The organism is Pseudoalteromonas sp. 3D05 (assembly GCF_002723455.1).
Taxonomy (GTDB): domain Bacteria; phylum Pseudomonadota; class Gammaproteobacteria; order Enterobacterales; family Alteromonadaceae; genus Pseudoalteromonas.
The window spans coordinates 298,596-321,339 of record NZ_PDUS01000001.1; the positions used below are offsets into that span (position 1 = coordinate 298,596).

17 protein-coding genes are annotated in these 22,744 nt (G+C 40.6%); 12 read left to right on the forward strand and 5 right to left on the reverse strand.

What is annotated here, in order from left to right:
• The first annotated feature begins 125 nt into the window (after window positions 1-125).
• Window positions 126-2,309: a malate synthase G gene (locus CSC79_RS01335; protein WP_099293188.1), complete on the forward strand. Its 2,184-nt coding sequence runs from the start codon at window positions 126-128 to the stop codon at window positions 2,307-2,309.
• Window positions 2,310-2,648: 339 nt separating this feature from the next.
• Here the strand turns inward: CSC79_RS01335 and CSC79_RS01340 are convergent, their stop codons facing one another.
• The 4 genes from CSC79_RS01340 to CSC79_RS01355 all read right to left on the reverse strand — a co-directional run bounded on the left by CSC79_RS01340 (window position 2,649) and on the right by CSC79_RS01355 (window position 7,324).
• Entirely contained in the window at window positions 2,649-3,380 is a 732-nt protein-coding gene (locus tag CSC79_RS01340) for a YebC/PmpR family DNA-binding transcriptional regulator (protein WP_099293190.1), read from the reverse strand.
• A gap of 160 nt (window positions 3,381-3,540) precedes the next feature.
• Window positions 3,541-4,164 (reverse strand): HAD-IA family hydrolase, encoded by a 624-nt coding sequence (locus CSC79_RS01345; RefSeq protein ID WP_099293192.1) that lies wholly within the window; start codon window positions 4,162-4,164, stop codon window positions 3,541-3,543.
• Window positions 4,165-4,367: 203 nt separating this feature from the next.
• Window positions 4,368-4,883 carry a DUF6702 family protein gene (locus tag CSC79_RS01350; RefSeq protein ID WP_099293194.1) on the reverse strand — a complete coding sequence of 172 codons (516 nt, stop codon included), beginning with the start codon at window positions 4,881-4,883 and terminating at the stop codon, window positions 4,368-4,370.
• Entirely contained in the window at window positions 4,883-7,324 is a 2,442-nt protein-coding gene (locus tag CSC79_RS01355) for a M1 family metallopeptidase (protein ID WP_099293196.1), read from the reverse strand. The genes CSC79_RS01350 and CSC79_RS01355 overlap by 1 nt, the downstream gene beginning before the upstream one ends.
• 439 nt (window positions 7,325-7,763) lie before the next feature.
• Here CSC79_RS01355 and CSC79_RS01360 point away from each other — a divergent pair, with 439 nt between their 5' ends.
• The 6 genes from CSC79_RS01360 (at window position 7,764) to CSC79_RS01385 (ending at window position 15,286) form a co-directional block, all read left to right on the forward strand.
• Complete coding sequence (locus tag CSC79_RS01360) at window positions 7,764-8,006, forward strand: hypothetical protein (protein WP_099293198.1); 243 nt, start codon at window positions 7,764-7,766, stop codon at window positions 8,004-8,006.
• A 129-nt stretch (window positions 8,007-8,135) separates the two neighbouring features.
• Window positions 8,136-8,375, forward strand: a complete 240-nt coding sequence (locus tag CSC79_RS01365; protein WP_099293200.1) for a hypothetical protein — start codon at window positions 8,136-8,138, stop codon at window positions 8,373-8,375.
• Between the two features lie 76 nt (window positions 8,376-8,451).
• On the forward strand, window positions 8,452-9,699 hold the full coding sequence (locus tag CSC79_RS01370) for an exonuclease SbcCD subunit D C-terminal domain-containing protein (protein WP_099293202.1): 1,248 nt from the start codon (window positions 8,452-8,454) through the stop codon (window positions 9,697-9,699).
• Window positions 9,696-13,346: an AAA family ATPase gene (locus tag CSC79_RS01375; protein WP_099293204.1), complete on the forward strand. Its 3,651-nt coding sequence runs from the start codon at window positions 9,696-9,698 to the stop codon at window positions 13,344-13,346. The genes CSC79_RS01370 and CSC79_RS01375 overlap by 4 nt, the downstream gene beginning before the upstream one ends.
• Window positions 13,347-13,358: 12 nt before the next feature.
• Window positions 13,359-14,024, forward strand: coding sequence for a class I SAM-dependent methyltransferase (locus CSC79_RS01380; RefSeq protein WP_099293206.1), 666 nt, complete (start codon window positions 13,359-13,361; stop codon window positions 14,022-14,024).
• A gap of 188 nt (window positions 14,025-14,212) precedes the next feature.
• Window positions 14,213-15,286 carry a hypothetical protein gene (locus CSC79_RS01385; RefSeq protein WP_099293208.1) on the forward strand — a complete coding sequence of 358 codons (1,074 nt, stop codon included), beginning with the start codon at window positions 14,213-14,215 and terminating at the stop codon, window positions 15,284-15,286.
• A 54-nt stretch (window positions 15,287-15,340) separates the two neighbouring features.
• Here the strand turns inward: CSC79_RS01385 and CSC79_RS01390 are convergent, their stop codons facing one another.
• A complete protein-coding gene (locus tag CSC79_RS01390; RefSeq protein ID WP_099293210.1) occupies window positions 15,341-16,024 on the reverse strand; it encodes an NAD(P)H-dependent oxidoreductase in 684 nt (227 codons plus the stop codon).
• 129 nt (window positions 16,025-16,153) lie between these two features.
• Between CSC79_RS01390 and CSC79_RS01395 the strand changes: the two genes are divergently transcribed.
• The 5 genes from CSC79_RS01395 (at window position 16,154) to katG (ending at window position 22,684) form a co-directional block, all read left to right on the forward strand.
• A complete protein-coding gene (locus CSC79_RS01395) occupies window positions 16,154-17,002 on the forward strand; it encodes a LysR family transcriptional regulator (RefSeq protein ID WP_099293212.1) in 849 nt (282 codons plus the stop codon).
• 526 nt (window positions 17,003-17,528) lie between these two features.
• On the forward strand, window positions 17,529-18,386 hold the full coding sequence (locus CSC79_RS01405) for a beta-propeller fold lactonase family protein (RefSeq protein ID WP_099293216.1): 858 nt from the start codon (window positions 17,529-17,531) through the stop codon (window positions 18,384-18,386).
• 470 nt (window positions 18,387-18,856) lie between these two features.
• The gene (locus tag CSC79_RS01410) at window positions 18,857-19,195 is read left to right on the forward strand and encodes a hypothetical protein (protein WP_099293218.1); all 339 of its coding nucleotides are present in this window, start codon (window positions 18,857-18,859) and stop codon (window positions 19,193-19,195) included.
• Between the two features lie 129 nt (window positions 19,196-19,324).
• Window positions 19,325-19,576 carry a hypothetical protein gene (locus CSC79_RS20155; protein ID WP_237113936.1) on the forward strand — a complete coding sequence of 84 codons (252 nt, stop codon included), beginning with the start codon at window positions 19,325-19,327 and terminating at the stop codon, window positions 19,574-19,576.
• A gap of 930 nt (window positions 19,577-20,506) precedes the next feature.
• On the forward strand, window positions 20,507-22,684 hold the full coding sequence (katG, locus tag CSC79_RS01420; protein WP_099293220.1) for a catalase/peroxidase HPI: 2,178 nt from the start codon (window positions 20,507-20,509) through the stop codon (window positions 22,682-22,684).
• Window positions 22,685-22,744 lie beyond the last annotated feature (60 nt).

The window sequence follows — 22,744 nt, forward strand, 5'->3', positions numbered from 1 at the left end:
AATTTATAGTTATTATGCTGAGTATATTTTTTGTGAATGGCTTAAGGGCACCTATATCGCTATTTTTACGTTATGGTTAGCACATAATAAATTTATGCAGTTCGACCGCTTAAAGGATAGCAACTATGACAACCCACTCTCACAGTCAATTTGGCTTAACTGTAAATACTCAATTAGCCGACTTTATTAATAATCAATTGTTACCTGGTACTGACGTCAGCGAGCAACAGTTTTGGCAAGGCTTTGCAAATATAATTGACGAATTAACCCCTATTAACCGTGCATTGCTTGCTAAGCGCGATGCTTTGCAAGCAAAAATTGATGATTATCATCAACGCAATCCGCAATGGGATGCTCAGCAATACCACGCATTTTTGAGTGAAATTGGGTATTTAGTTCCTCAACCAGAAGATTTTAAAATAGAAACTCAAAATGTAGAGCCAGAAATTGCACAATGTGCTGGTCCACAACTTGTTGTGCCTGTAAGTAATGCACGTTTTGCACTAAATGCAGCAAACGCTCGCTGGGGTTCACTGTACGATGCACTTTACGGCACGGATGTACTAACAGAAGATGATGGCGCAGAAAAAGGGTCTACCTATAACCCTGTACGAGGTTTTAAAGTCATGGCCTATGCAAGGCAATTTCTAGATAAGTCTCTGCCTTTGGAGTGTGGCTCTCACATTGAAAGCACCAATTACTCTATCGTCAATGGTCAGCTAATCATTACTTTACGTGACAGTTCACAAACATGCTTAAAACAACCTGATCAGTTGGTTGGCTTTGTCGGTGAAGCGCAAAACCCACGCGCTATTTTACTTAAAAACAATGGGCTACATGTTGAACTGCAAATTGACCATCAGCACCCGATTGGCAAAGCTGATAAAGCAGGCCTAATAGATGTTGTATTAGAAGCCACTTTAACCACCATTATGGATTGTGAAGACTCTGTAGCAGCCGTTGATGCACAAGATAAAGTTCAGGTGTACCAGAACTGGCTTGGCTTAATGAATGGCAGTTTAGTTGAGTCATTTACCAAAGGCGGGCAAACGGTAGAGCGCTCATTATCTAGCGATCGCCACTTCACTGGGCTTGATGGTAAACAATTGACACTAAAAGGTCGCAGCATGATGTTTGTCCGAAATGTTGGTCACCTCATGACAAACCCTGCAATCCAAGATAGCAAAGGCGACGATGTATTTGAAGGTATCATGGATGCGATGATCACCGTAACTGCCGCACTTCATGATTTAAATGGCCAAAGTGCAGTGAAGAACTCATCTGCAACAAGCATCAATATTGTAAAACCCAAGATGCATGGCCCTGAAGAAGTGGCATTTACAAATACTTTATTTTCGCGCGTTGAAGAAGTATTAAATCTTCCCCAAAATACCATTAAAATGGGTATTATGGATGAAGAGCGCCGTACCTCAGTAAACTTAAAGGCGTGTATTGAAGCCGCTAAGAAGCGCGTTGTGTTTATTAATACCGGGTTCTTAGACCGCACTGGCGATGAAATACACACTTCAATGCAAGCTGGTGTAGTCATGCCAAAAGCAGCTATCAAGCAACAACCTTGGATCAGCGCGTATGAAGATAGAAATGTTGATATTGGTTTACAAACAGGATTAAGTGGCCGAGCTCAAATTGGCAAAGGGATGTGGCCAATGCCTGATAAAATGGCATTAATGATGGATCAAAAAGTTGCCCACCCACAGTCTGGTGCTAATACCGCCTGGGTGCCCTCTCCTACCGCTGCGACACTGCATGCGATGCACTATCATGATATTGATGTATTTACCTGTCAGAAGCGCATTGCACAGCGTAAGGAAGCAAGCTTGAGTGATTTACTTACTCCACCTTTGATGGACGACCCAAGCTCACTAAGTAAAGAAGACATCCAAGCAGAGCTTGATAACAATGCACAAGGTATTTTAGGGTATGTTGTGCGCTGGATTGACCAAGGCATTGGCTGTTCAAAAGTGCCTGACATTAACCACATTGGATTAATGGAAGATCGCGCTACACTGAGGATTTCAAGCCAACATATGGCTAACTGGTTAGCTCATGGCGTGTGTACTCAAGCCCAAGTTGAAAGCACAATGGCAAAAATGGCAAAAGTGGTTGATGGCCAAAATGCACATGACTCGGCGTATACTAATATGGCTGACTCACCTCAAAGCCTGAGCAATAGTATTGCCTATCAAGCTGCTCTAGCCCTTGTTATTGAAGGCACTAAACAGCCTAGTGGATATACTGAACCTTTACTGCATTCTTTTCGTATCAAATATAAAGCAATGCAGAGATAACTCCCCCTTCGAGTTTATTTGTGTCATATAGCCAGCCTCTAGGTTGGCTTTTTTTTGCTCACCCATAACTACAATGAATGGCTAACATTCAGCAATCAAAAAAAAGCGCATTAAAAATAATGCGCCTTGAATAATGTATTAACTACTGAGAATGCAGAGCTCGCACAGTAGAAATAACTCTTACTAAGTTCATTCTCTGTTACGCGGCACCTTTTATCCTCTATTGTGAGGTAGGCGCGTGTCGCGATAAATGACGACCTACGACTACGCGACGGCAATACTTGTCGGCGAGTGGCTTGCCACCGCAAACGTCCTCATTTTCGCGAGGTAAATTCGCTGCTACCCTTCACTCACAACCGTTGCATTGTGATAAACGTTTTGTACATCGTCACAATCTTCAAGCATGTTGATAAACTTATCAAAGTTAGCAATATCATCTTCATCAGTGATATCTACGTGCACTTGCGGCACAAAGGTAATTTCGTCTACTTCAAAAATAATACCTTCAAATACTTCTTCCAACGCTGTTTTTGCTTTGTAGTATTCAGTATGAGGAGCAAACACAGAAACCTTTCCATTCTCAACTTCAACATCAGTGACATCAACGTCAGCCATCATCAGCGCTTCTAACACAACTTCATCGTCATCACCACTGAAGCCGAGTACAGCTAAATGGTCAAACATGTGCGCAACACAGCCTGGCGTGCCTATTTTTGATTCTGTTTTTGTGAAAGGTAAACGAACATCTTTGATGGTACGATTTGGGTTGTCGGTCAAGCAGTCAACAATAACCATACAGTTACCAGGTCCATATCCCTCATAACGGGCTGTGGAGTAATCTTCTCCTGCACCACCTGCTGCTTTTTTTATTGCATTGTCAATAACGTGGGCTGGAACTTGATCACGCTTAGCGCGGTCAATAATGCGTTTCAGCGCTTGGTTAACCTCAGGATCAGGCTCACCATTTTTGGCGACAACGTAAATTTCTTTACCGTATTTAGAATTAACTTTAGTCTTTGCATTGGCTGTTTTAGCCATTGAACTTTTGCGGACTTCAAATGCTCTGCCCATCTTGTGCCTCTGATTTAATATCGGTATTACTTATATTTTAACAACTCAGGTAGTGTTGAGCTAGTAGCTAAAATCACAATTATTCAAATTCACCTCAAATAGATGAATTACCAACCAAACTAAAGACACAAGGCAATTTAACATAATAATGATTACAGCATTAATTATGATTTAACGCGGGTGTTTTTGCTAAATCATCAACTAATTCTGCAAGCTCACTAAAGTGATGCAAAATATAATCCGCCTGCTTTGCATAATCAGGAATTACATCAGGTGCATAAAGACAAGAGCGCATTTTTGCATTTTTAGCAGCTTGTATATCATACAAATAATCGCCAACGTAAATTAACTTGTGTTGCTCTAACTCCCACAGCGTGGCTATTGCATTTAAAGCGCTAGGGTTTGGCTTTGGTGGGGCGTCGCTGCGTGTTAGTACAGTTTTAATGGGTAATGGGTTGTTTTTGAGTTTAAGCGCAGCTGCTTGATCATAGTTTCGTGTCACTATAGCCATTGGAATACCTATTTTATTGAGGTAGTCCACAGTTTGAGCAACACCTGGCAGTAAGGTCGCATGTTGTGCATCAATAAGCTCATGCTGATGCACAATGTTCATCGCTTCTTCACGCATATAAGGAGAGGGGAGTGCTGCAATGAAACTCAGCAGGTCGTGATCCGCAGGGCAATTAAGCTGTGCCTTAATCAGCGTAAAGTCCAACTCGGAAGATACTAAGGTACCGTCAAGGTCAAAAATTACGCCTTCAATACAGTGGTTATCAATATCCATACTAATCCTTGTATATGATTGGTTTTTCATGGTATCTCTCACGTTACTTTAAGATAGTTTACGCACTTGAATATGCAAACGATCATGCATATTTTTTTAGAGATTTAAAAACGCGCGCAAAACTACTGCGCGCGAAAGTTGGGATTCATAGAAGCGTTTGATTAAACTTTGGCGTTTAAACACTTAAGCATATAGCTCTTTAGTTATGGCTTTGAGGGCAACCCCTCTTTAGGCTCAAAACGTGCCTCGAGCCATGTATCACTTTGCGTAAAGTGTAATGTTTTCACTTTACCTCGCCCTTCAACATTCACCATATTAACTTGAGCAGGCCAAAGATCTCTTAGCGCACCGTGACTCATTCTAATTCCTTTAATACCTTTAGGAATTGGCGCTTCTTGATACACCCAAAAGAATTTACCATCCACTTGCGCTCCCACTTCGCTAAGCGTTAAAGGCTCACCATTGAGAGTTTGAAGGGCAACATGCGATTCAACATAGTTAACGAAGCGTTGTTGATCTGCTTTATTGCTAATAATATCAGCGCCTCCTGGGAACAAATGTTCCACAGCATGTTCTGTATCATGTAAATAAAAGCGATGCATAAGCTCAATATTACTTGTTCTTTTATTGAATAACACCGTTGTTACAGATGCTTTAAGTTGATGCGCCATAGCCGGCGCAGCAATCAGCAAAGCTAAAAAAATGAGCATTATGCGCATTAATTTTGCTCCTTAGTATCGTCTTTTTCATCGTCTTTTTTAAGCTCTGTTTTGATATCTTGCATGATATCGCGACGTACTTTAGCAGTGCTCTTTTTACGCTTATACACTTCAATACGCGAAGGAATAATTTGACGTGGATAATGATTATTTTCAACATTTACATCCGCCGTTTCCCAGCGAGGGTCTACCGACACAGACACAAGGTTTTTGTCTTTATCAGTAATTATTAGCTTTTGCACATGTTTATGGTTACGGCGCCAGATCTCAGCAGGTATAGTCTGCATTTCTTTGCTGCCATCTTCATAGGTTAGTTCTAGCAAAATAGGCATTACTAGACCGCCTACGTTTGAAAACTCAAGAACATAATAGTTTTTATCTTCTTCGATAGCGCGATCAAACACTTTACGTTCCCAAGGTTTAAGCCCCTTTAAGAACTTGTTATACGCGTTACGCTCTTTGTTGGTCACAGTAAAACGATCATTGCCATCGTAGAAATCTGTCACATCTGGGTTTTCATCAACCCATAGTTTTTTACCTTCTGCTTTATTCCGTTCAACGAAAAGCGGCATAGGCTTATCTGCTTCAATATCACGTAAACGATTAAAGTCTATATCAGGATTTTTAGTATCAAGCTGTAGTTTGTAAACTTTATCTAAAGAGATATCGACATGGTCAGTGGTATAGAACCAGCCACGCCAGAACCAATCTAAATCAACACCAGACGCTTCTTCCATGGTACGGAAAAAGTCAGCAGGAGTAGGGCGCTTATACTTCCAGCGCTGCGCATACTCTTTAAAGGCAAAATCAAACAACTCACGGCCTAACACGACTTCTCGCAAGATATTTAACGCAGCTGCCGGCTTGGTGTAAGCATTAGGGCCTAAACGTAATACACTGTCAGACTGTGTCATTACAGGCACTTGGTTTTCTGATTTCATATAAGCAACAATATCGCGCGGCTCTACGCCCCATGGGATAGTATGATCCCACTCTCGGCCTGCCACACCATCTAAGAAGCTATTTAAACCTTCATCCATCCATGTCCATTGGCGTTCGTCTGAATTTACAATCATAGGAAAGTAGATGTGACCCACTTCATGAATTACCACACCAATCAAAAAGCGTTTCTCAGCTTGTGAATAAGTACGAGTACCATCATCTTGTAATTCCGTACGAGGACCATTGAAGGTAATCATAGGGTATTCCATGCCACCTACAGGGCCATTTACTGATTGTGCGACAGGGTAGGGGTAGTCAAATGAAAAGCGCGAATACACCTCCATGGTATGAACCACAGACTCAGTAGAATACTTTTTCCATAAATCGCCCCCTTCTTTAGGGAAGAATGACATTGCCATAACCAATGGCTGCTCATCTCCACCTTGCTGGTAGCCTTTAGCATCCCACATAAACTTACGTGATGACGCCCATGCAAAATCACGCACGTTTTCAGCTTTGAAGTGCCATGTTTTTGTTTTATCGGTGCCTTGTTTTTCGTTCTCTAAGGCTTCTTCTTCTGTCACGATAAAAACAGGGCGCTTAGCGTTTTCAGCGTCTTTTAAACGGTTACGTTGGGTGCGTGTAAGTACTGAGCTTGCGTTATCAAGCTTACCTGTAGCAGACACAATATGGTCAGCTGGCACCGTTAGCTCAACATCGTAATCACCGAACTCTAGAGTAAATTCACCGCTACCTAAAAAGGCTTTATTGGTCCACGCTTCGTAATCAGTGTAAGCAGCTAGGCGAGGGAACCACTGCGCAAGCAAGAATATATCATTGCCATCGTCCTCAAAATGCTCATAACCAGAGCGCGCACCTACCGCATCTTCCTCAACAATGTTAAACGCAAAGTCCATGCTAAACTCAACGTCTTTACCTGGCTTTAATGGCTCATTTAAATCAATGCGCATTAAGGTATCTACAACCGTTACCTTAAGCTCATCACCACTATCATCTTTAACATTCGCAATTGCGAAGCCGAGTTCGTTGTCACTCATAAACTGCTGGCGGCGTAACTGTCCTAAACTTAATTTGGTAGCTTTAGCATCAGGGCGCCCTTGTAATGCAGCTCCTTTAAACGTGGCGGTTCGTTCTGCAATTGAGTCACTTTTGAATATGTTTTGATCTAACTGTAACCAAAGGTATTTTAACGTATGCGGCGAGTTATTTTTATATTCTATTGTTTGACTCGCACTAAGGCGGCGTTGTTTTTCATCTAATTTAGCATCAATCTCGTAGTTTACTTCTTGTTGCCAATATTTTTCACCCGGCTCACCCGCTGCACTTCTATATACATTAGGAGTAGGCAGGGCTTCATCTAATTGACGAAACTTATCAACAAACGACCCTTTTGTTTGCTCTACAGATGATGCAGCCACTGTACCTGAGAACGCAAGAGGCACAAGCAGTGAGCCTAAAGTAACAACCGCCTTTTTCATAATTAATCCTGTTAAATATTCGTAAGCGTACTGTGTCAAATTAATCAAATAAGTTCAATTTTATAGCGACCAACCCCCCCATTAATAGGTTAAACAATTTATTAATGCTAATAAACCTGAACTCTGGATAATAAATCTATCTCCAGCGGCTACTTTCAACGCTAACTGCGTTGAATTTACTTGCAATAGGCTAGCTATTGACGCGTAAATTCGCCTTGTTATCGCTAAAAGTCTCCGGCTGGAGACTAATAAATATATTTGTGATTTAATATCAATACATTAGTACACCTCTTAACCAGAGTTCAGGTTAATAATAAAATGTAAAGGGGGTTTACACTTATGCACGCACGCCATCACTGACATTATTTTGTTGATAGTTCAGCTTTAATTCAGACGATTACTCTAAGCTATAACTAAGTGAATGAGGTAGGAGTAAAGCATGAAATTTTATATCATAAAAAAAGATCAATGTGTTGCTGCCATTCCAGCCCAGGAATCTATATTGAATGAGTACCAAAAAAAAGGCTTTAAATTTGTAGAAATCATAGCTGCTAGGGATGAAAATGATGCATTAAATCGCCATCCAAAAAGTACTATCAACCATAAAAAGTGGCGTGCTTTATGCACAGTTTCACTGCTTTTTATGATAATTTTAAGTATTTACACTTTTATCGGTGAATAGTTAATTTTTTAGTTGATCTTTACCCTCTTTTGTATTTAAAATCGCCCACTTTTTTGATTTGAGTAAATTATATAACACTTTAATTTACTCAAATGCATTCAGAAACAAAGCAGCAAACACGGTGGCCGTATGGATTTTTATATCCTAAAAAAACAACAAGAACTTATTGCAATCCCAGCAGACGAACAAAGTTGTAAGCAATACCTTGATTCTGGTTATTTTTATATTGATAAAGTAGCTGCTTGTAATGAAACAAATGCCATAAAGGCACTTCAAGCTAAGCAAACTAAAGCGATTAAAATTCCTCTTGCGATGGCTTTATTAGCACTGCCTATGATTATCTTTGCATGGTACAGTTTAAGCGCTTAAAGAATTAAACACGCCTCTTGCATCTTCATTTAGCTTGGGTATATTGGCGCTCTTAACTTACTATTAAGAGCGTGACATGAAAGTCTTACATACCTCTGATTGGCACCTTGGCCAACAATTCTATGAACACTCTAGATTTAATGAACATCAGCAGTTTTTTACTTGGCTAATTGACACGCTCGCCAGTGAACACATTGATTTACTTCTTGTAGCAGGTGACATTTACCACACTGCAACCCCTGCTGCGAGTGCTGAGAATCAGCTTTATCAATTTGTAAAAGATGCCAAGCAACGATGCCCAGCATTACACATTGTTTTAATCGCAGGAAATCATGATTCTGCAAATCGCATATTAGCAGCGCAGCCGTTGCTCGCCCAATTTGATACACACGTAGTAGGGCGGTTTGATATACAAAACCCAGCTGATGTTGTAATTAAAATTAATACACCCACTATAGCTGCACATATTGTAGCAATGCCCTTTTTGCGCGCTAGTGATGTTAGCACGCTAAGTGGCACAAATGATGGTAATAGTTACGTTCAAGGTGTTGCACAGGCTTATAAGCTAAGCACTGAGCTTGCTTTAATAGATAAACCAGAAACCACGCCTCTGATTGTAATGGGGCATTTGCATGCCAAAGGCGGCGATATTTCGAGTGACTCTGAACGCAACTTAGTGATAGGTGGTGAAGAAGCCATAACAGCAAAGGTATTTAGCGAGCAGGCTGATTACGTGGCACTGGGTCATTTGCACAAAGCACAAAAGGTCGCTAAATCAAGCACCATTCGTTATTGCGGCACCCCGATGCCGATGTCATTTTCAGAACGAAACTATACCCATCAAGTGAACCTTGTAGAATTTAATACCGACGACAAACAACAAATTATAACCACTGTAAACCCCCTTTACATTCCGCGTTCTGCTGATGTATTAATATTACCCGAAGGCGAGTGTGTGCCGTTAGCCGCATTATGCGAGCAAATTAATGCTGTGGATATAGATGAAAGTGCCGTCGCACCTTATTTAAGAGTCAAATTAAAATCCAGTGATACAGATACAACGTTCAGAGAGCAAATTGAGCAAGCGTTAGATGGTAAAAACATTCGTTTTTGCGGTATCGAACGAGTTCGAGAAACCAATCAGACACAATCAGATAACACCGTATTTGAAGACTTGAACCAAGTTGAAATGCTTAATCCCATTAATTTACTTGAACAAGCCTTTGCTAACGATAAAGACATGGCAGGGCAAGATGTGCCAGAGGAAATAAAAACGTTATTAAATGCCGTAATAAGTGAACTGGCGGAGCAAGAAGAATTATGAAAATAACCGCTGTACGGATCCATAACTTAGCGTCGATTGTTGACGCCGAAATTGACTTCACCAAGACACCACTAAAAGAAGCGGGCTTGTTTGCTATAACCGGCGATACCGGCGCTGGAAAGAGCACATTTTTAGATGCTATTTGTTTGGCGCTTTATACTAAAACGGCGCGTTTAAGAGGAGACAAAGGCAACCTTATCGATTTTAATGGTGACAGTATAAAGCTCAACGATCCTCGGAATTTATTACGAAAAGGTAAATGGGAAGGCTATGCTGAGGTTGAGTTTGTTGGCCAAGATAAACAGCTTTACCGCGCACGTTATTCAGTTCAGAGAACCCACAAAAAAGTAACAGGTAAACTAAAAACAGCAGAACATACCTTATACACCTTACCTGACGAAACGCTCATCGCAGACAAAAGCACAACCATAAAAGAAATAGAACATAAAATAGGGCTAAGCTTTGAGCAGTTCTCTCGCGCAGTGCTCCTAGCACAACATGAATTTGCCGCCTTTTTAAAAGCCACCGGCGATGAGCGAGCCCAGCTGTTAGAGTGCTTAACAGGGACTGATAAATTTAGCGTCATTGGTAAACGTATTTTTGAACGCCATAAAGAGCAAAAAGATAAACTAGAATTATTAAAAGCCAGTCTTGCCAGTTATACATTGCTCAGTGACGAAGAGCTGGCGGAAAAAACCACGCAACTAGCAGAGTTACATCAGCAAATAGAGCAAAACAAAAAAGACCTTACTCTGGCAGAGCAAGGCGTTAACTGGTTTAAACAGGCGAACACCTTAGCGCAAAACGTACAGCAAGCAGTGCAACAGCAACAACAGGCCAGTGACGCTGTTAGCGCCATTGCACAGCAAAGCGCACAAGCTAAACAAGCGCAAAGCGCATTAGAGATCAAAGACAACCGCAACCGAGTTGCTAATATAACCAGCCAAAATGATGACTTGGCAAATAAAATCCGTGACTTAAACAATACAGATCACACAGCCATTATAACCGACCTAAACCAGACGCTACAAAAACACAGTGACGCTTTGCACTGTGCTAAGCAAAACAAGCAAACAGCTGAGCCAGTTATTGCTAAAGCCCGTGAGCTCGATAACCAATTAGCCATGTTTAGTCAAAGTAAAACAAGTATTAGCCAACAAATAGCCAAAGAGCATAGCCAATTAACTGATAAACAGCAGCAGCTAAAGCAAAGCCAAACGAGTTATGATAACGCTGAAAAACTTAAAAAAGAACTGCAGAGCTGGTTAACTCAGCATCACCAGCTAAAACCATTAGCCGGTGACTGGACATATTACCAACACAATTTTAAACAGTTTATAAGTATTACCCAGCAAATAAACACTGGCACAGTACAACAGAAAAAAATAGCTGCAGAACTGGCAAATTGTACTGAGCAACTCGCAGTACATGGGGCTAAGGTAGCAGATAGCCAGCAGCTATTGCAAAATGAGCATTCTAAATTAACTCAACTCAATACGCAGCAAGACCAATTTGATGTAGCACACTGTGACGCAAAAATTAAAGATATTGATTATTTAAAAGAACAGCGTGAGCACTACATACAATTTAATATTGAAATCAAACGCAGTGCTCAGCAGCAAAGTAATACCGCTATAAAGCTCAAAGAAAGCGAACAGAGCGAAGTGGCTTTAAAGCAACAACTACTCACTTCGCAGCAAACATTAAAACATTCTGAAGATGCCCTTAATAAAGCGCGGCTGCGCGCAAGTGAGAGTGTAGAGCATTTACGTAGTCAACTAGCTCCCAACGAGCCTTGTCTTGTTTGTGGCGCCACCGAGCACCCTTTTGTTGCAGCTCAAAACCCTCAGCTTAATAATCTAATAGCCGACTTTGAAAGCGATTATACAAACGCAAAACAGCGCTATGAATTAGTACAATCACAACTTCATGAACAGCAAACCCAGCATGCCGTTTTAATCTCAGAGCACGCTCAGCTTGGGCAAGTTATAAACGATGCCAAACATAAACAGCAAGAAATAAAAAACACTATGCAAGGCACACGCACTGAGCTCAATGACTTAACGAGTGAGCAATTAGACGCGCGTTACCAGCAATTGATTGAGCAAAAAGCCCAAAGTTTTGAGCTGCAAAAACAACAGCGTAATGTGCAAGAAAAGCTAAAGCAGTTGCAAAATACGCTCCAAACAGAGCAACAAACAGAACAGCAGATACGCAGCAAACATGCTGATTTAACATATCAACATGGCCAACTTGAGCACAAACACAGTGAGCTAAGAGAGCAATTAAACGAGCTGACAGCAAGCTTAAACACGCAATTTGCTAACGCTGAGTTTTGGCAGCAACTGCAAAACCAATCTCTTGATCTCGCTGATTTAAATCAGCAAGTTGAGCATTACCAGCAAACCCAGCAGCAGCTTGAGCAAAATCAGAAACACCTTGAGAACGCGGAACAAAAAATACAACACCTTACGCCGCTTATTAGTCATTCCCAGGGCACGTTAACAGCCTTAAATGATGAATTAAATAAGGTTGAACAACAAAACAACAGCGTACAATCAGAGCGACTTGCGCTATTTAATAATCAACAGATAAGCGCAGATCAATACCAAGCAAACCTGAGTACGCAATTAGAGCAATGCCAAGCACAACTAACCCAAAGTCAGCAAGCTTACGATAACGCCGTTAAGCAGCGTGATGAACAAGCAATAACAGTTAAAAATTACGAGCAGCGACTACATGAGAACAACCAAGAGCACGCGAAGCTAAATGAACGGTATACCCTGTGGTTTGCTGATTTTAAACGCCAATATAATGAGGCAACTGATGAACAGATCAAATTTTTACTAACTATAAGTAATGATGAAATCAAAGACCAGTTAAAACAACATGAGCAATTAACCCAAGCGTTAGTTGATGCAAATGCTTTGCTAAAACAACAACAAAATGCCGACAAGCAACATCAAAACAGTAATAAGCCGGCACAAACAGAGCAAGTGCTATTAACCCAATTAACGGATCTCACTCAAGCGCAAACAACATTACATAAAACGCAGCTTGAGACCAATACCATACTTGAGCAACACCATCAAAACGCTAAAGCACTGCACACCAAACAAAGCGAGTTAAGCGTATTGCAACAACAAGTTGAACAGTGGCATTTGTTAAATAAAGTCCTTGGCGATGCTACAGGTAAAACCATGCGTAATTTAGCACAAACACAAACGCTGAAAATATTACTGCACTATGCTAATACGCATTTGCACACGCTTAATAAACGTTATGAGCTCACTGCTATCGAGCAAACACTCGATATTGCTATTATCGACCGTGACATGGCCGACGAACAACGCTCTGTAAATACCCTCTCTGGGGGAGAGTCATTTTTAGTATCACTGGCACTTGCATTAGGGCTTGCCTCACTTTCATCAAACAAAGTAAGTATTAACTCTTTGTTTATTGACGAAGGGTTTGGTACGTTAGACAGTGAAACCCTCAGTATTGCAATGGATGCACTTGATTCATTGCAAGCGCAAGGGCGAAAAGTAGGGGTGATATCTCATGTATCACAGCTAACCGAACGCGTTTCCACTGTGGTTCACGTAGCGAAGAAACCAGGTGGTTTTTCTACCATCTCTATCATTTAAAGGATTGAAACTGTGCCATCATTTACACAAGACGAAGCCACTGAGTATGATTCACGAATCACTCGCCTAGTACCAGGTTACGATCTGCTTCATAGCTGCACTGCAGCACAATTGAGCGCCACACTTGACGATAATGCACATATTTTGGTTGTTGGCTCAGGTACTGGTAAAGACATTGCTCAACTGGCTGCTATAAACCCAACATGGCGTTTTACAGCACAAGATGTATCTATAGATATGTTAAACATAGGACAACAGCGCTTCTCTGATTTAGGGATCAGCGAACGAGTCAAAGTACATGTAGGCAGTATAGATGAATTAAACGATCCCGCTGATGCCGCGGTTTGCCTACTCGTTATGCATTTCTTAGCTGATAACGGCGACAAAAAGGACATGTTTAAGGCCATCGCTCAACAGCTAAAACCGCACGCTAATTTATACATAGCTGACTTAATGCGCCCTGAAACCACATTTGAGCGCGATGCTCAATTTACGCTGTGCCAACAGCTAGGTTTAACCGAGGTTGGAGTAGAGCGCATGAAACATAATTTTGAGCATGAGTTTTACCCGCTAGATCGCATTCGCTTAGCCGACCTACTCGACGAAACTCGCTTCAATATAAGTAAACTGTATTTTAAAGCCCTAGGCTTTAGCGGTTACGTTACGCAAAAACGCTAACTAATTAGCATTCATACCTAAGCATTTGCTGAGCCTAAGTAAATGCTTTTTACTCTCTACCCCCCAATTACTACTTTAACTCTGCCATGTGTTTTACGTTACCTATATCAGGTGTAAATAGCGCCACTTTAATGTATTGTAAACAACGCTTATTGAAGACATAAAAATTATAACAAGAAGGATCGACGATGAGAAAGCTCAAACGTTTTGCTTTAAGCTTATTAGCATTTAGCTTACCTAGCTTTGCAGTAACACTTGAAGATGTAAATCACGCTCACAAAGCTATTCAATCGCAACTTTACAGTGCAGATCCTCTCAACACATTAGACATAAATGAATTACAAAAACACATAGACACATTAGAGACCGTCAAACGTGAAATAGAGTTCGACGCAGCTAATTTCGCGATTATTTTAAATGCCCAATTGAGTGCAGCTGAACTCATTAATAAAAAGTATCATTTTAATGGCGAACCTATTGATGTATCGCAAGTTCAAGACTTCTTAGATGATTTAGACACCCTAAGTGAAGTAACAGACATCAAATTAAACAACCTCCAATATAACGCCGGACATATCGCTGCCCACCAACTGCAAAACAAAGGATTAGCCTACCGCTACTGGTCTGAGTGTGGAATAAACGGCCATGCAGGATGCATGAACATACTGGCAACTAGCTATGAATCAGGTGAATTTGTCGTAGAAAAAGATTTTCACAAAGCAGTAACTTGGCATAAACGCGTAGTGGCAACAGGTACTCGTTGGAATTGTGCAGGAGTTTACTCATCGTTGCGGCTGGCTATTTTAAGCAGTAGTGGCGTAGAAACTCATAAGACAACCGAGCACTGGTTAGAGCAGGTTACTTTGCTCCGTGAGCAGCGAATAGAGGAAAAAGGTGAGCCCGATGTATGTAGCCCTGATATGGAGTACATTGCACACTACACAATGAATGGTTTTGGGCAGAAATGGCTCGACAAGCTAGCATCAATAAATATGAATGGAGACAATATAACGCGAAGTGGCAGGGCAAGCTGGATAGCTGATTTTGACAAAGCACAAAGCCTAAACGTACTCATACCAACCTTAGATCTAATGTACGACGATGCCCGCCGCTGCTCAGCAATTGAAGAGTTTGCCCTTAAAAACAAAGGCAACAAGGTAGAGCTTGATTTGATTCACAGCTATATCTCAAACCTTGATCCAGAGCACTGTGCCCCGAACCAAGCAACGGTCATCCGTTTACTTAATTTAGCTGCACAATAACCACTTATTTAAATTCAGGAGGTTTAGCGCACTGTAAACCCCCATTACAGTTTTTTAGTGGCCTGTCTTAAAACTCTCTGCGCTGAGCTTCAACCCAAGCTCAGCTGCTTTATTGTAGGCATTTTTTAAAGATTGCTCATGACGTTCGTCATTAAACTCCTGATACTGAGAAGTGATTTCGAAAATCGTATTGGCACCTAAATATTTACTTAGCGTACGTAAATGCGGCACTAGATGACTCATATTCTCGCGAATACCCCCAACCTCAAACCCAAATTCTCCCGTAGAAGTCACGATAACGAGTGTTTTCCCCTCAAGCAAAGGTTGCAATGGAAAGTCTCCGCGCGATAGGTCAAAATCAAAGGTTTTGTTAATACGGATAACATGATCAAACCATGCCTTTAACTGCGCGGGCATACCGTAGTTATACATAGGTGACGAGATAACAATAATCTCAGCAGCCGTTATTTCTGCAATTAACTGATCGGATAGAGCCAATAACTGCTTCTGTTCGTCAGACTTTTTATCGTTGGGCGTAAACACAGCACCTATCCAATTTTGGGTGATAAAAGGGGGTGGATTTACACCCACATCACGATAAATATACTCATCTATAGCTTGATGCTTTGAAAAGCTATCGGTAAAACACTTAGCTATATTTTTAGAGATTGAATCATGGCTTGGGTTGTCGTTTTTAGCCGCTCTTACGCTTGCATCTATATGTAGTAGGGTAGTCATACTGTTTATCCTCGTAGTGAATATGATGCAATCATCTAACTAACAGCAGCAATTCACAAATGAGTTAACTTCAGCTATAAATAAGTTATACTCACCTATAATTTATTTTATCATTTGCCAATATTCCACATGCAAGTCTCATTACAAGCGCTTAAAGCCTTTGAATCAGCGGCACGTTTAGGCAGCTTTAAAGCCGCAGCTGATGAACTATCAATCACGCCAACTGCAATTTCACACCATATAAATAATCTTGAAAGCCGGTTAAATGTAGATTTATTTTACCGCCAAGTAAGAAAGATCACTCTCACTCCCACTGGTGAATACTTAAGTGCGGCCACAAGTGACGGTTTTAACCGCATCGACCAAGCACTGACAACAGTGCAAGCCACAGGGGCGACAGTTAAAATAAGCACCACCTCGTCACTGGCCGCCTTGCGCTTAATACCCGCATTGCAGGAATTATCTATAAACCAGCCTAATCTTGAGGTAGATATATCAACCAGTGAAGCCGTTGATAAACAATTACACACCTTACCGATCCGCTTTGGTCAGCAGCACAATATAAACGCAGATGACATTATTAAAACCGAACAATTTAATCTATTTGGCTCGCACAAAGCGGCAGATATCCCATGGCAAAATAACCCTGTTACGCTGTATACCACAAAATGGAAAAACAACGCCTTGAGTGAGCCACCACTTAAACAATGGCTTACCCAGAACAACTTAGATCCTGCTTTATTTATTATTAAAACCTTTGACCAAGAGCTATTTGGCATTCAAGAAGCCATGGCCGGCTCAGGACTGGTATTTTGTTCAACTACACTAGTGAAACAGCTATTAAACACTGAGCTACTTAAACATTTTGGTACACAGCCTGTGACATCCGAATTTTGTTACTACGTACCTAAAAAGCAACAATTTCAAACGCGCGATACCCGCTTAGTGTTAGAATGGGTAGAAGGGTTGCTAAGGTAGCGATTGTATATAACAACGTATTTTTTGAGGTATCCACAGCCATGTTTCAAACCCAAAGCGCAGTTTTATTTTCTCTGTTGGTCTTCACCAGCTTGTTTTATGGCTCAACAGTAAAGGCAGCGCAAAGCCTCACCCTTATCCAAGTACTGAGCGACAATACAAACGGGGTTGATGGACTAGCTAACCCCAGAAGCATCAAAACCAAGGCCGATAACACCAAGGTCTTTATTTCCAGCGGTGACGATAATGCAGTGGCTGTTTTCAACGCTGACAAGCATTTTAACCTTACTTTTAAGCGTCTATTTAAAAACTCGCCACCTACTTTTAAAGGCTTAGAAGGCGCGTCGGGATTAACTTACCTGCCAAAATATCGTCTAGTCGCTGTAACAGGGTTTTATACCCAAGCCACCTCAAGGTGCAGAATTCAGCGTTTCACAGNNTTGATTTTAACAATAGAACCACTATTACTTGCAATCAATGCCTTGCCTAAATCGTTTTTAATTCCAACTGAAACTAGCACCTTGAGGTGGTTTGGGTATATGGTGGCGCATTAACGCTATTTAATGAAATAGATAAAACCATTACCTATAGCCAGACGCTAAGTGATGGCCTAAGTTATAAAAACGTATTTACAGATAACACTATTTTAAAATCACCAGACACACTTGGCTTACTTGGCGCGTGGGAAGTCATTCACCCAGCAAGCGAAAAGCAGCTTTTAGTAGCAAGCTATATGAGCAATGCCATCTCAATTTTTGATGTAAAAGCAGATCATACAGTCGCATTTAAACAAAAAATAACACACGCAAAACCCTATGCCGATAGTTTGGGGAAACCTGTAAGCCTTGCGTTATCACCATCAAATAATGCGTTGTTCGTACTTGGTTATGAAAACCAATTAACTATTTTTGATAGGCAAACTAATGGAGCCTTATCTATTAAGCAAGTCATTGAACACAGTGAAAATGGTGTAATTCAGTGTCTCAATCCGCAAAAAATTGTGACTTCGTCAAATGGGCAGTTTTTATATATAGCATGCTCTGGAAGCCATTCAATTGTGGTATTACAAAAAGCACCAAATGGAAAATATCGTTTTATAGATGCTATCACTAACGCTGATATTGGAAATGATGGCTTAAAAGGGGCCAGCAGTTTAGCCATACCAAACAAGGGTGACACGCTTTACGCCGCAGGTGAGTTAGGAATTGGTTTGCATGTGTTTAACGTACAAAAAGATGGAAAGATCGCTTTGAAAGAGTCTTTTTATAATGTTGGTGAGCAAAAATTAAAGGGAGTCTCATCACTGACTCTCACACCTGATAACCGACATTTATTGGTTGCAACAGGGAAGGGCAACTCGCTTATAATTTTTAAGCGACAATAGTGAACCAGTCATAGATTACTAGATACCAAGTAAGTTACATTTTAGCTTAAAAGATAGGTGTTCTATGAGCAAAGGAAAACGATAAACCTACGAATTTAAACTGTGCGACACATTTAGTCTAAAGATAATGAATTGCGAAAAGAGTCATTTGTATCACAAGAATAAAAATAGAGAGCATAATAGGTCGACGACAGCTTTTTATTAAACAGTTTCAAACAGCTTAGTTTATAGGGCTTACATTCCTTAAAGTGAAAAACTGCAAACAGGCTATATTAAGAAGAGATCGTCAATATCCTCAAAATAAATCACTCAAATACCCGCTAGCCCTCCTAAAAAATCATTCAAATAGCAAATTTTCTTTTATGAGAGCTTAAAGTAAGCAATTGAACCAAATTAGGAACTCAGATAAGGTTGTTCCTATCAGTAAATAAATTTAAAGCGAGTTAATCTGCAAGCTCGTATGTAGCAATATGAAATCAAACTTTATGCCTTTAGTCTTGTGTTTATTTAGTTTGGATAGCCTTTCAAAAGAAGACGTTAAATTCACAATATATGCGAATGATAGTGCTAATTCATTTATTGTCTCAGCAAAAGGTCAGACCGATATAGGCAATGAGTTACTTGGTAGTTGGTTAAAAAAAGCTTACGAGCTATGTGGTGCTAGAAAGGTAACCATTGAGCCAAATAATGGTCAACCTATTGTTCGCGATACAAGTTGTGGTGATGCAATAAAAATTAAAAATGGCACTCAACAATGTGAACTTACCAAAGCAAGTGTTTTTGGTAAGGTGTTGTGTGTAACTAAATAACAACAGCATAACCAAAGGAGCCAATACTGCTGGCTTGCGCTCCTAGTTACTAATTTTAACCTGCTATTTAGCGCCGATTAAACGAGCGCTACAAGGAGTTATAGTTGAGTACTCACATCATGGGTTTTATTGAAAAATCTAATAAGATATTGCTCTATCGCAGCAATAATTGTAATTTTTGCTATTGGTAAAGATGTATTCAGTGGCTTTTTTAAAAAAGATTACTCTGAACCAAAGGTTCAAGTCATTGATCATAGGAATGCCCACAAGGAAAAACCTAAGCTAGAAAAAAAATACGTTGGTCAAATTAAAGATGTGCATATCTTAGAGGTAACCTCGGATAAAATAATAGAAGAGCAATCTTATAATTCAAATGCATAAATGATGGTTGTTTCATCCTCACTGAATTTAAGTAGTAATGCAGTCAATTTGATGTTTACTAAACCTGGTGAAAAGAATCTCTTATTATTTGAAAATAATGCGCTAATTGTAGACTTTTCACCAACTCAATCAAAAGAAACAGAATAAATATTTTAAGTAAAAATATTTATTCTGTTGCACGAAAAGATACGAACAAAGATGGTTTTTTAAACCAAAATGATATGAAAGAGTTGTTGGTTTCTGAATATGATGGCTCAAACTTAAAGTCTGTTATGAATAATATTGAAGGCTATCAAGTAATCAAGAATGAAATGCTTTTGATTTATACCAATACGAAAAGTGAGACGCTTTATTATACTTTTGATGTCTTATCCGGTGAGATAATCAAGCTTGATACAAGCTTAAAGCTATAAGGCATTTAAAGCTAAGCAGAAGAAACGTAGATCACATCATGTTTTTTGCGTTTTTCTATTGAAATGAGTGAAAGTGGGCCGCGACCTGTCTTTACCGCTTTCTTTTTGAATGGCTATACATGGTATATTTTAACCTATAGACACTGTTAAACCGCCAAATTAGCCTAATTATTTGTTGTCTAAATTAGTTTCACTGTACCCGGCCTACTTTTTGTAGCCCCTATTATAACTTGCTTAAAAAACCACACTTGGAGGCAGTTTTTACGTGACTCTTTTAAGAAGCTCAGCATTTAAGAGTTAACAGTCAGTAATTATAATGTATTAAGTGCTTATTGGTTATAGTCTCATTTTATAAGGATATTTTGTAAACCTCTGCATCTAATTAATAGATGACTGCAATCGCTTTAAAGCATTGCTTACACCTAGTTTTCCAACATAAATCAGCTATATTGAATCTATTAAATAACCGTCAGTTACAGTTTCCGATTAAATTTTATTTTCTTAGGCAGGGACAAACATGAGTAATTCTAGTGCAGGTAAATGCCCAATAATGCATGGCAGCAACACACAATCTTCTAAATCTAATACTGATTGGTGGCCAAACGCATTAAACTTCGACATTCTTCACCAACACGACACAAAAACGAATCCATACGGCGATGATTTTAATTACGCTGAAGAGTTTAAAAAACTAGACCTTGAAGCGGTTAAAACCGATTTAAAAAACCTTATGACGTCGAGTCAAGATTGGTGGCCAGCTGACTGGGGTCATTATGGTGGCTTGATGATCCGCATGGCTTGGCACTCAGCAGGGTCTTACCGTTTAGCAGATGGACGTGGCGGCGGTGGCACCGCGAATCAACGCTTTGCACCGTTAAACTCATGGCCCGATAACGCCAACCTAGATAAAGCACGACGTTTACTTTGGCCTATCAAGAAAAAATATGGCAATAAATTATCCTGGGCTGATTTAATTATTTTGGCCGGTAACATGGCCTACGAATCAATGGGTTTAAAAACCTTTGGATTTGCCGGTGGCCGCGAGGATATTTGGCACCCTGAAAAAGACGTGTATTGGGGCGCTGAAAAAGAGTGGCTTGCACCAAGTGATGAACGTTACGACAATGTCGAAAAACCTAGCACCATGGATAATCCATTAGCGGCTGTCCAGATGGGCTTAATTTACGTTAACCCGGAAGGTGTCAATGGAGAGCCTAATCCACTTAAAACTGCTGAGCAAGTGCGTGAAACCTTTGCCCGTATGGCAATGAATGATGAAGAAACCGCAGCACTTACTGTAGGTGGTCATACTGTAGGTAAAACTCACGGCAATGGCAGTGAAGACAATTTGGGCCCAGAGCCTGAAGCCGCCGATGTATTTGAGCAAGGTCTTGGTTGGAATAACCATAAAACACGCGGTATCGGGCGTGACACTATGACATCAGGCATCGAAGGCGCGTGGACCACACACCCAACTAAGTGGGATAATGGCTACTGTTACTTACTTTTAAACTACGAGTGGGAGCTGACTAAAAGCCCAGCAGGTGCGCACCAGTGGGAGCCTGTAAACATTAAAGCAGAGGATAAACCCGTTGATGTTGAAGACCCGTCAATTCGTTTAAATCCGATAATGACCGATGCCGATATGGCAATGAAAATGGACCCTGAATATCGTAAGATCATTGAACGTTTTTATAATGATTTCGAATACTTTAGCGACGTATTCGCTCGCGCTTGGTTTAAACTCACTCACCGTGACCTAGGACCTAAAGCCCGTTACTTAGGTGCTGATGTACCAAGTGAAGATTTAATCTGGCAAGACCCAATCCCAAGTGTCGATTACACCTTATCAGATTCTGAGATTGCAGAGCTAAAAGCTAAATTACTAAATTGCGGCATTAAAGCGAATGACCTGATCAGCACTGCATGGGATAGTGCCCGCACTTACCGCGGTTCAGATCACCGTGGTGGCGCTAATGGTGCACGTATTCGTCTAGCCCCTCAAAAAGATTGGCAAGGTAATGAACCAGAGCGCTTGGCAAAGGTATTAGCTGCACTTGAGCAAGTACAAGCAGGTTTAAGCAAACCAGTTAGCTTAGCCGACCTAATTGTTCTTGGTGGTACAGCCGCCGTAGAACAAGCAGCTAAAGCAGCTGGGGTAGATATAACAGTACCGTTTGCACCAGGACGAGGTGATGCCACTGACAAAATGACTGATGCAGAATCGTTCGATGTATTAGAGCCAACTCATGATGGCTTTAGAAACTGGTTAAAACAAGACTACTCTGTATCAGCTGAGGAGTTACTGTTAGAGCGCAGCCAGCTAATGGGCTTAACCGCTCCTGAAGTGACTGTATTAATGGGTGGCATGCGCATGCTTGGCACTAACCACGGTGACACTCAGCACGGTGTATTTACAGATAATGTAGGGACTTTAACAAATGATTTCTTTGTTAATTTAACTGATATGAACAACCGCTGGGAGCCTACCAGCAAAAGTACCTTTAATATCGTTGATCGCAGCACTGGTAATACTAAATGGACGGCAACCCGTGTTGACTTAGTGTTTGGTTCAAACTCTATTCTAAGAGCCTTAGCCGAGTTTTACGCGCAAGACGATAACAAACAGCGTTTTGTGCAAGACTTTGTAAAAGCGTGGGTTAAAGTAATGAACGCCGACCGCTTCGATATTTAAGCCTTAAAAGCTTTTTATTAAAGCACTGAGCTCATTTGAAGAACAGCGCGAGAGTTAACA

What these genes read in the sequence shown, in the direction of transcription:
- CSC79_RS01335 (WP_099293188.1), top strand. Translation starts at nt 126, where the DNA reads ATGACAACCCACTCTCACAGTCAATTTGGCTTAACTGTAAATACTCAA.
- CSC79_RS01340 (WP_099293190.1), bottom strand. Translation starts at nt 3,380, where the DNA reads ATGGGCAGAGCATTTGAAGTCCGCAAAAGTTCAATGGCTAAAACAGCC.
- CSC79_RS01345 (WP_099293192.1), bottom strand. Translation starts at nt 4,164, where the DNA reads ATGGATATTGATAACCACTGTATTGAAGGCGTAATTTTTGACCTTGAC.
- CSC79_RS01350 (WP_099293194.1), bottom strand. Translation starts at nt 4,883, where the DNA reads ATGCGCATAATGCTCATTTTTTTAGCTTTGCTGATTGCTGCGCCGGCT.
- CSC79_RS01355 (WP_099293196.1), bottom strand. Translation starts at nt 7,324, where the DNA reads ATGAAAAAGGCGGTTGTTACTTTAGGCTCACTGCTTGTGCCTCTTGCG.
- CSC79_RS01360 (WP_099293198.1), top strand. Translation starts at nt 7,764, where the DNA reads ATGAAATTTTATATCATAAAAAAAGATCAATGTGTTGCTGCCATTCCA.
- CSC79_RS01365 (WP_099293200.1), top strand. Translation starts at nt 8,136, where the DNA reads ATGGATTTTTATATCCTAAAAAAACAACAAGAACTTATTGCAATCCCA.
- CSC79_RS01370 (WP_099293202.1), top strand. Translation starts at nt 8,452, where the DNA reads ATGAAAGTCTTACATACCTCTGATTGGCACCTTGGCCAACAATTCTAT.
- CSC79_RS01375 (WP_099293204.1), top strand. Translation starts at nt 9,696, where the DNA reads ATGAAAATAACCGCTGTACGGATCCATAACTTAGCGTCGATTGTTGAC.
- CSC79_RS01385 (WP_099293208.1), top strand. Translation starts at nt 14,213, where the DNA reads ATGAGAAAGCTCAAACGTTTTGCTTTAAGCTTATTAGCATTTAGCTTA.
- CSC79_RS01390 (WP_099293210.1), bottom strand. Translation starts at nt 16,024, where the DNA reads ATGACTACCCTACTACATATAGATGCAAGCGTAAGAGCGGCTAAAAAC.
- CSC79_RS01395 (WP_099293212.1), top strand. Translation starts at nt 16,154, where the DNA reads ATGCAAGTCTCATTACAAGCGCTTAAAGCCTTTGAATCAGCGGCACGT.
- CSC79_RS01410 (WP_099293218.1), top strand. Translation starts at nt 18,857, where the DNA reads ATGAAATCAAACTTTATGCCTTTAGTCTTGTGTTTATTTAGTTTGGAT.
- katG (WP_099293220.1), top strand. Translation starts at nt 20,507, where the DNA reads ATGAGTAATTCTAGTGCAGGTAAATGCCCAATAATGCATGGCAGCAAC.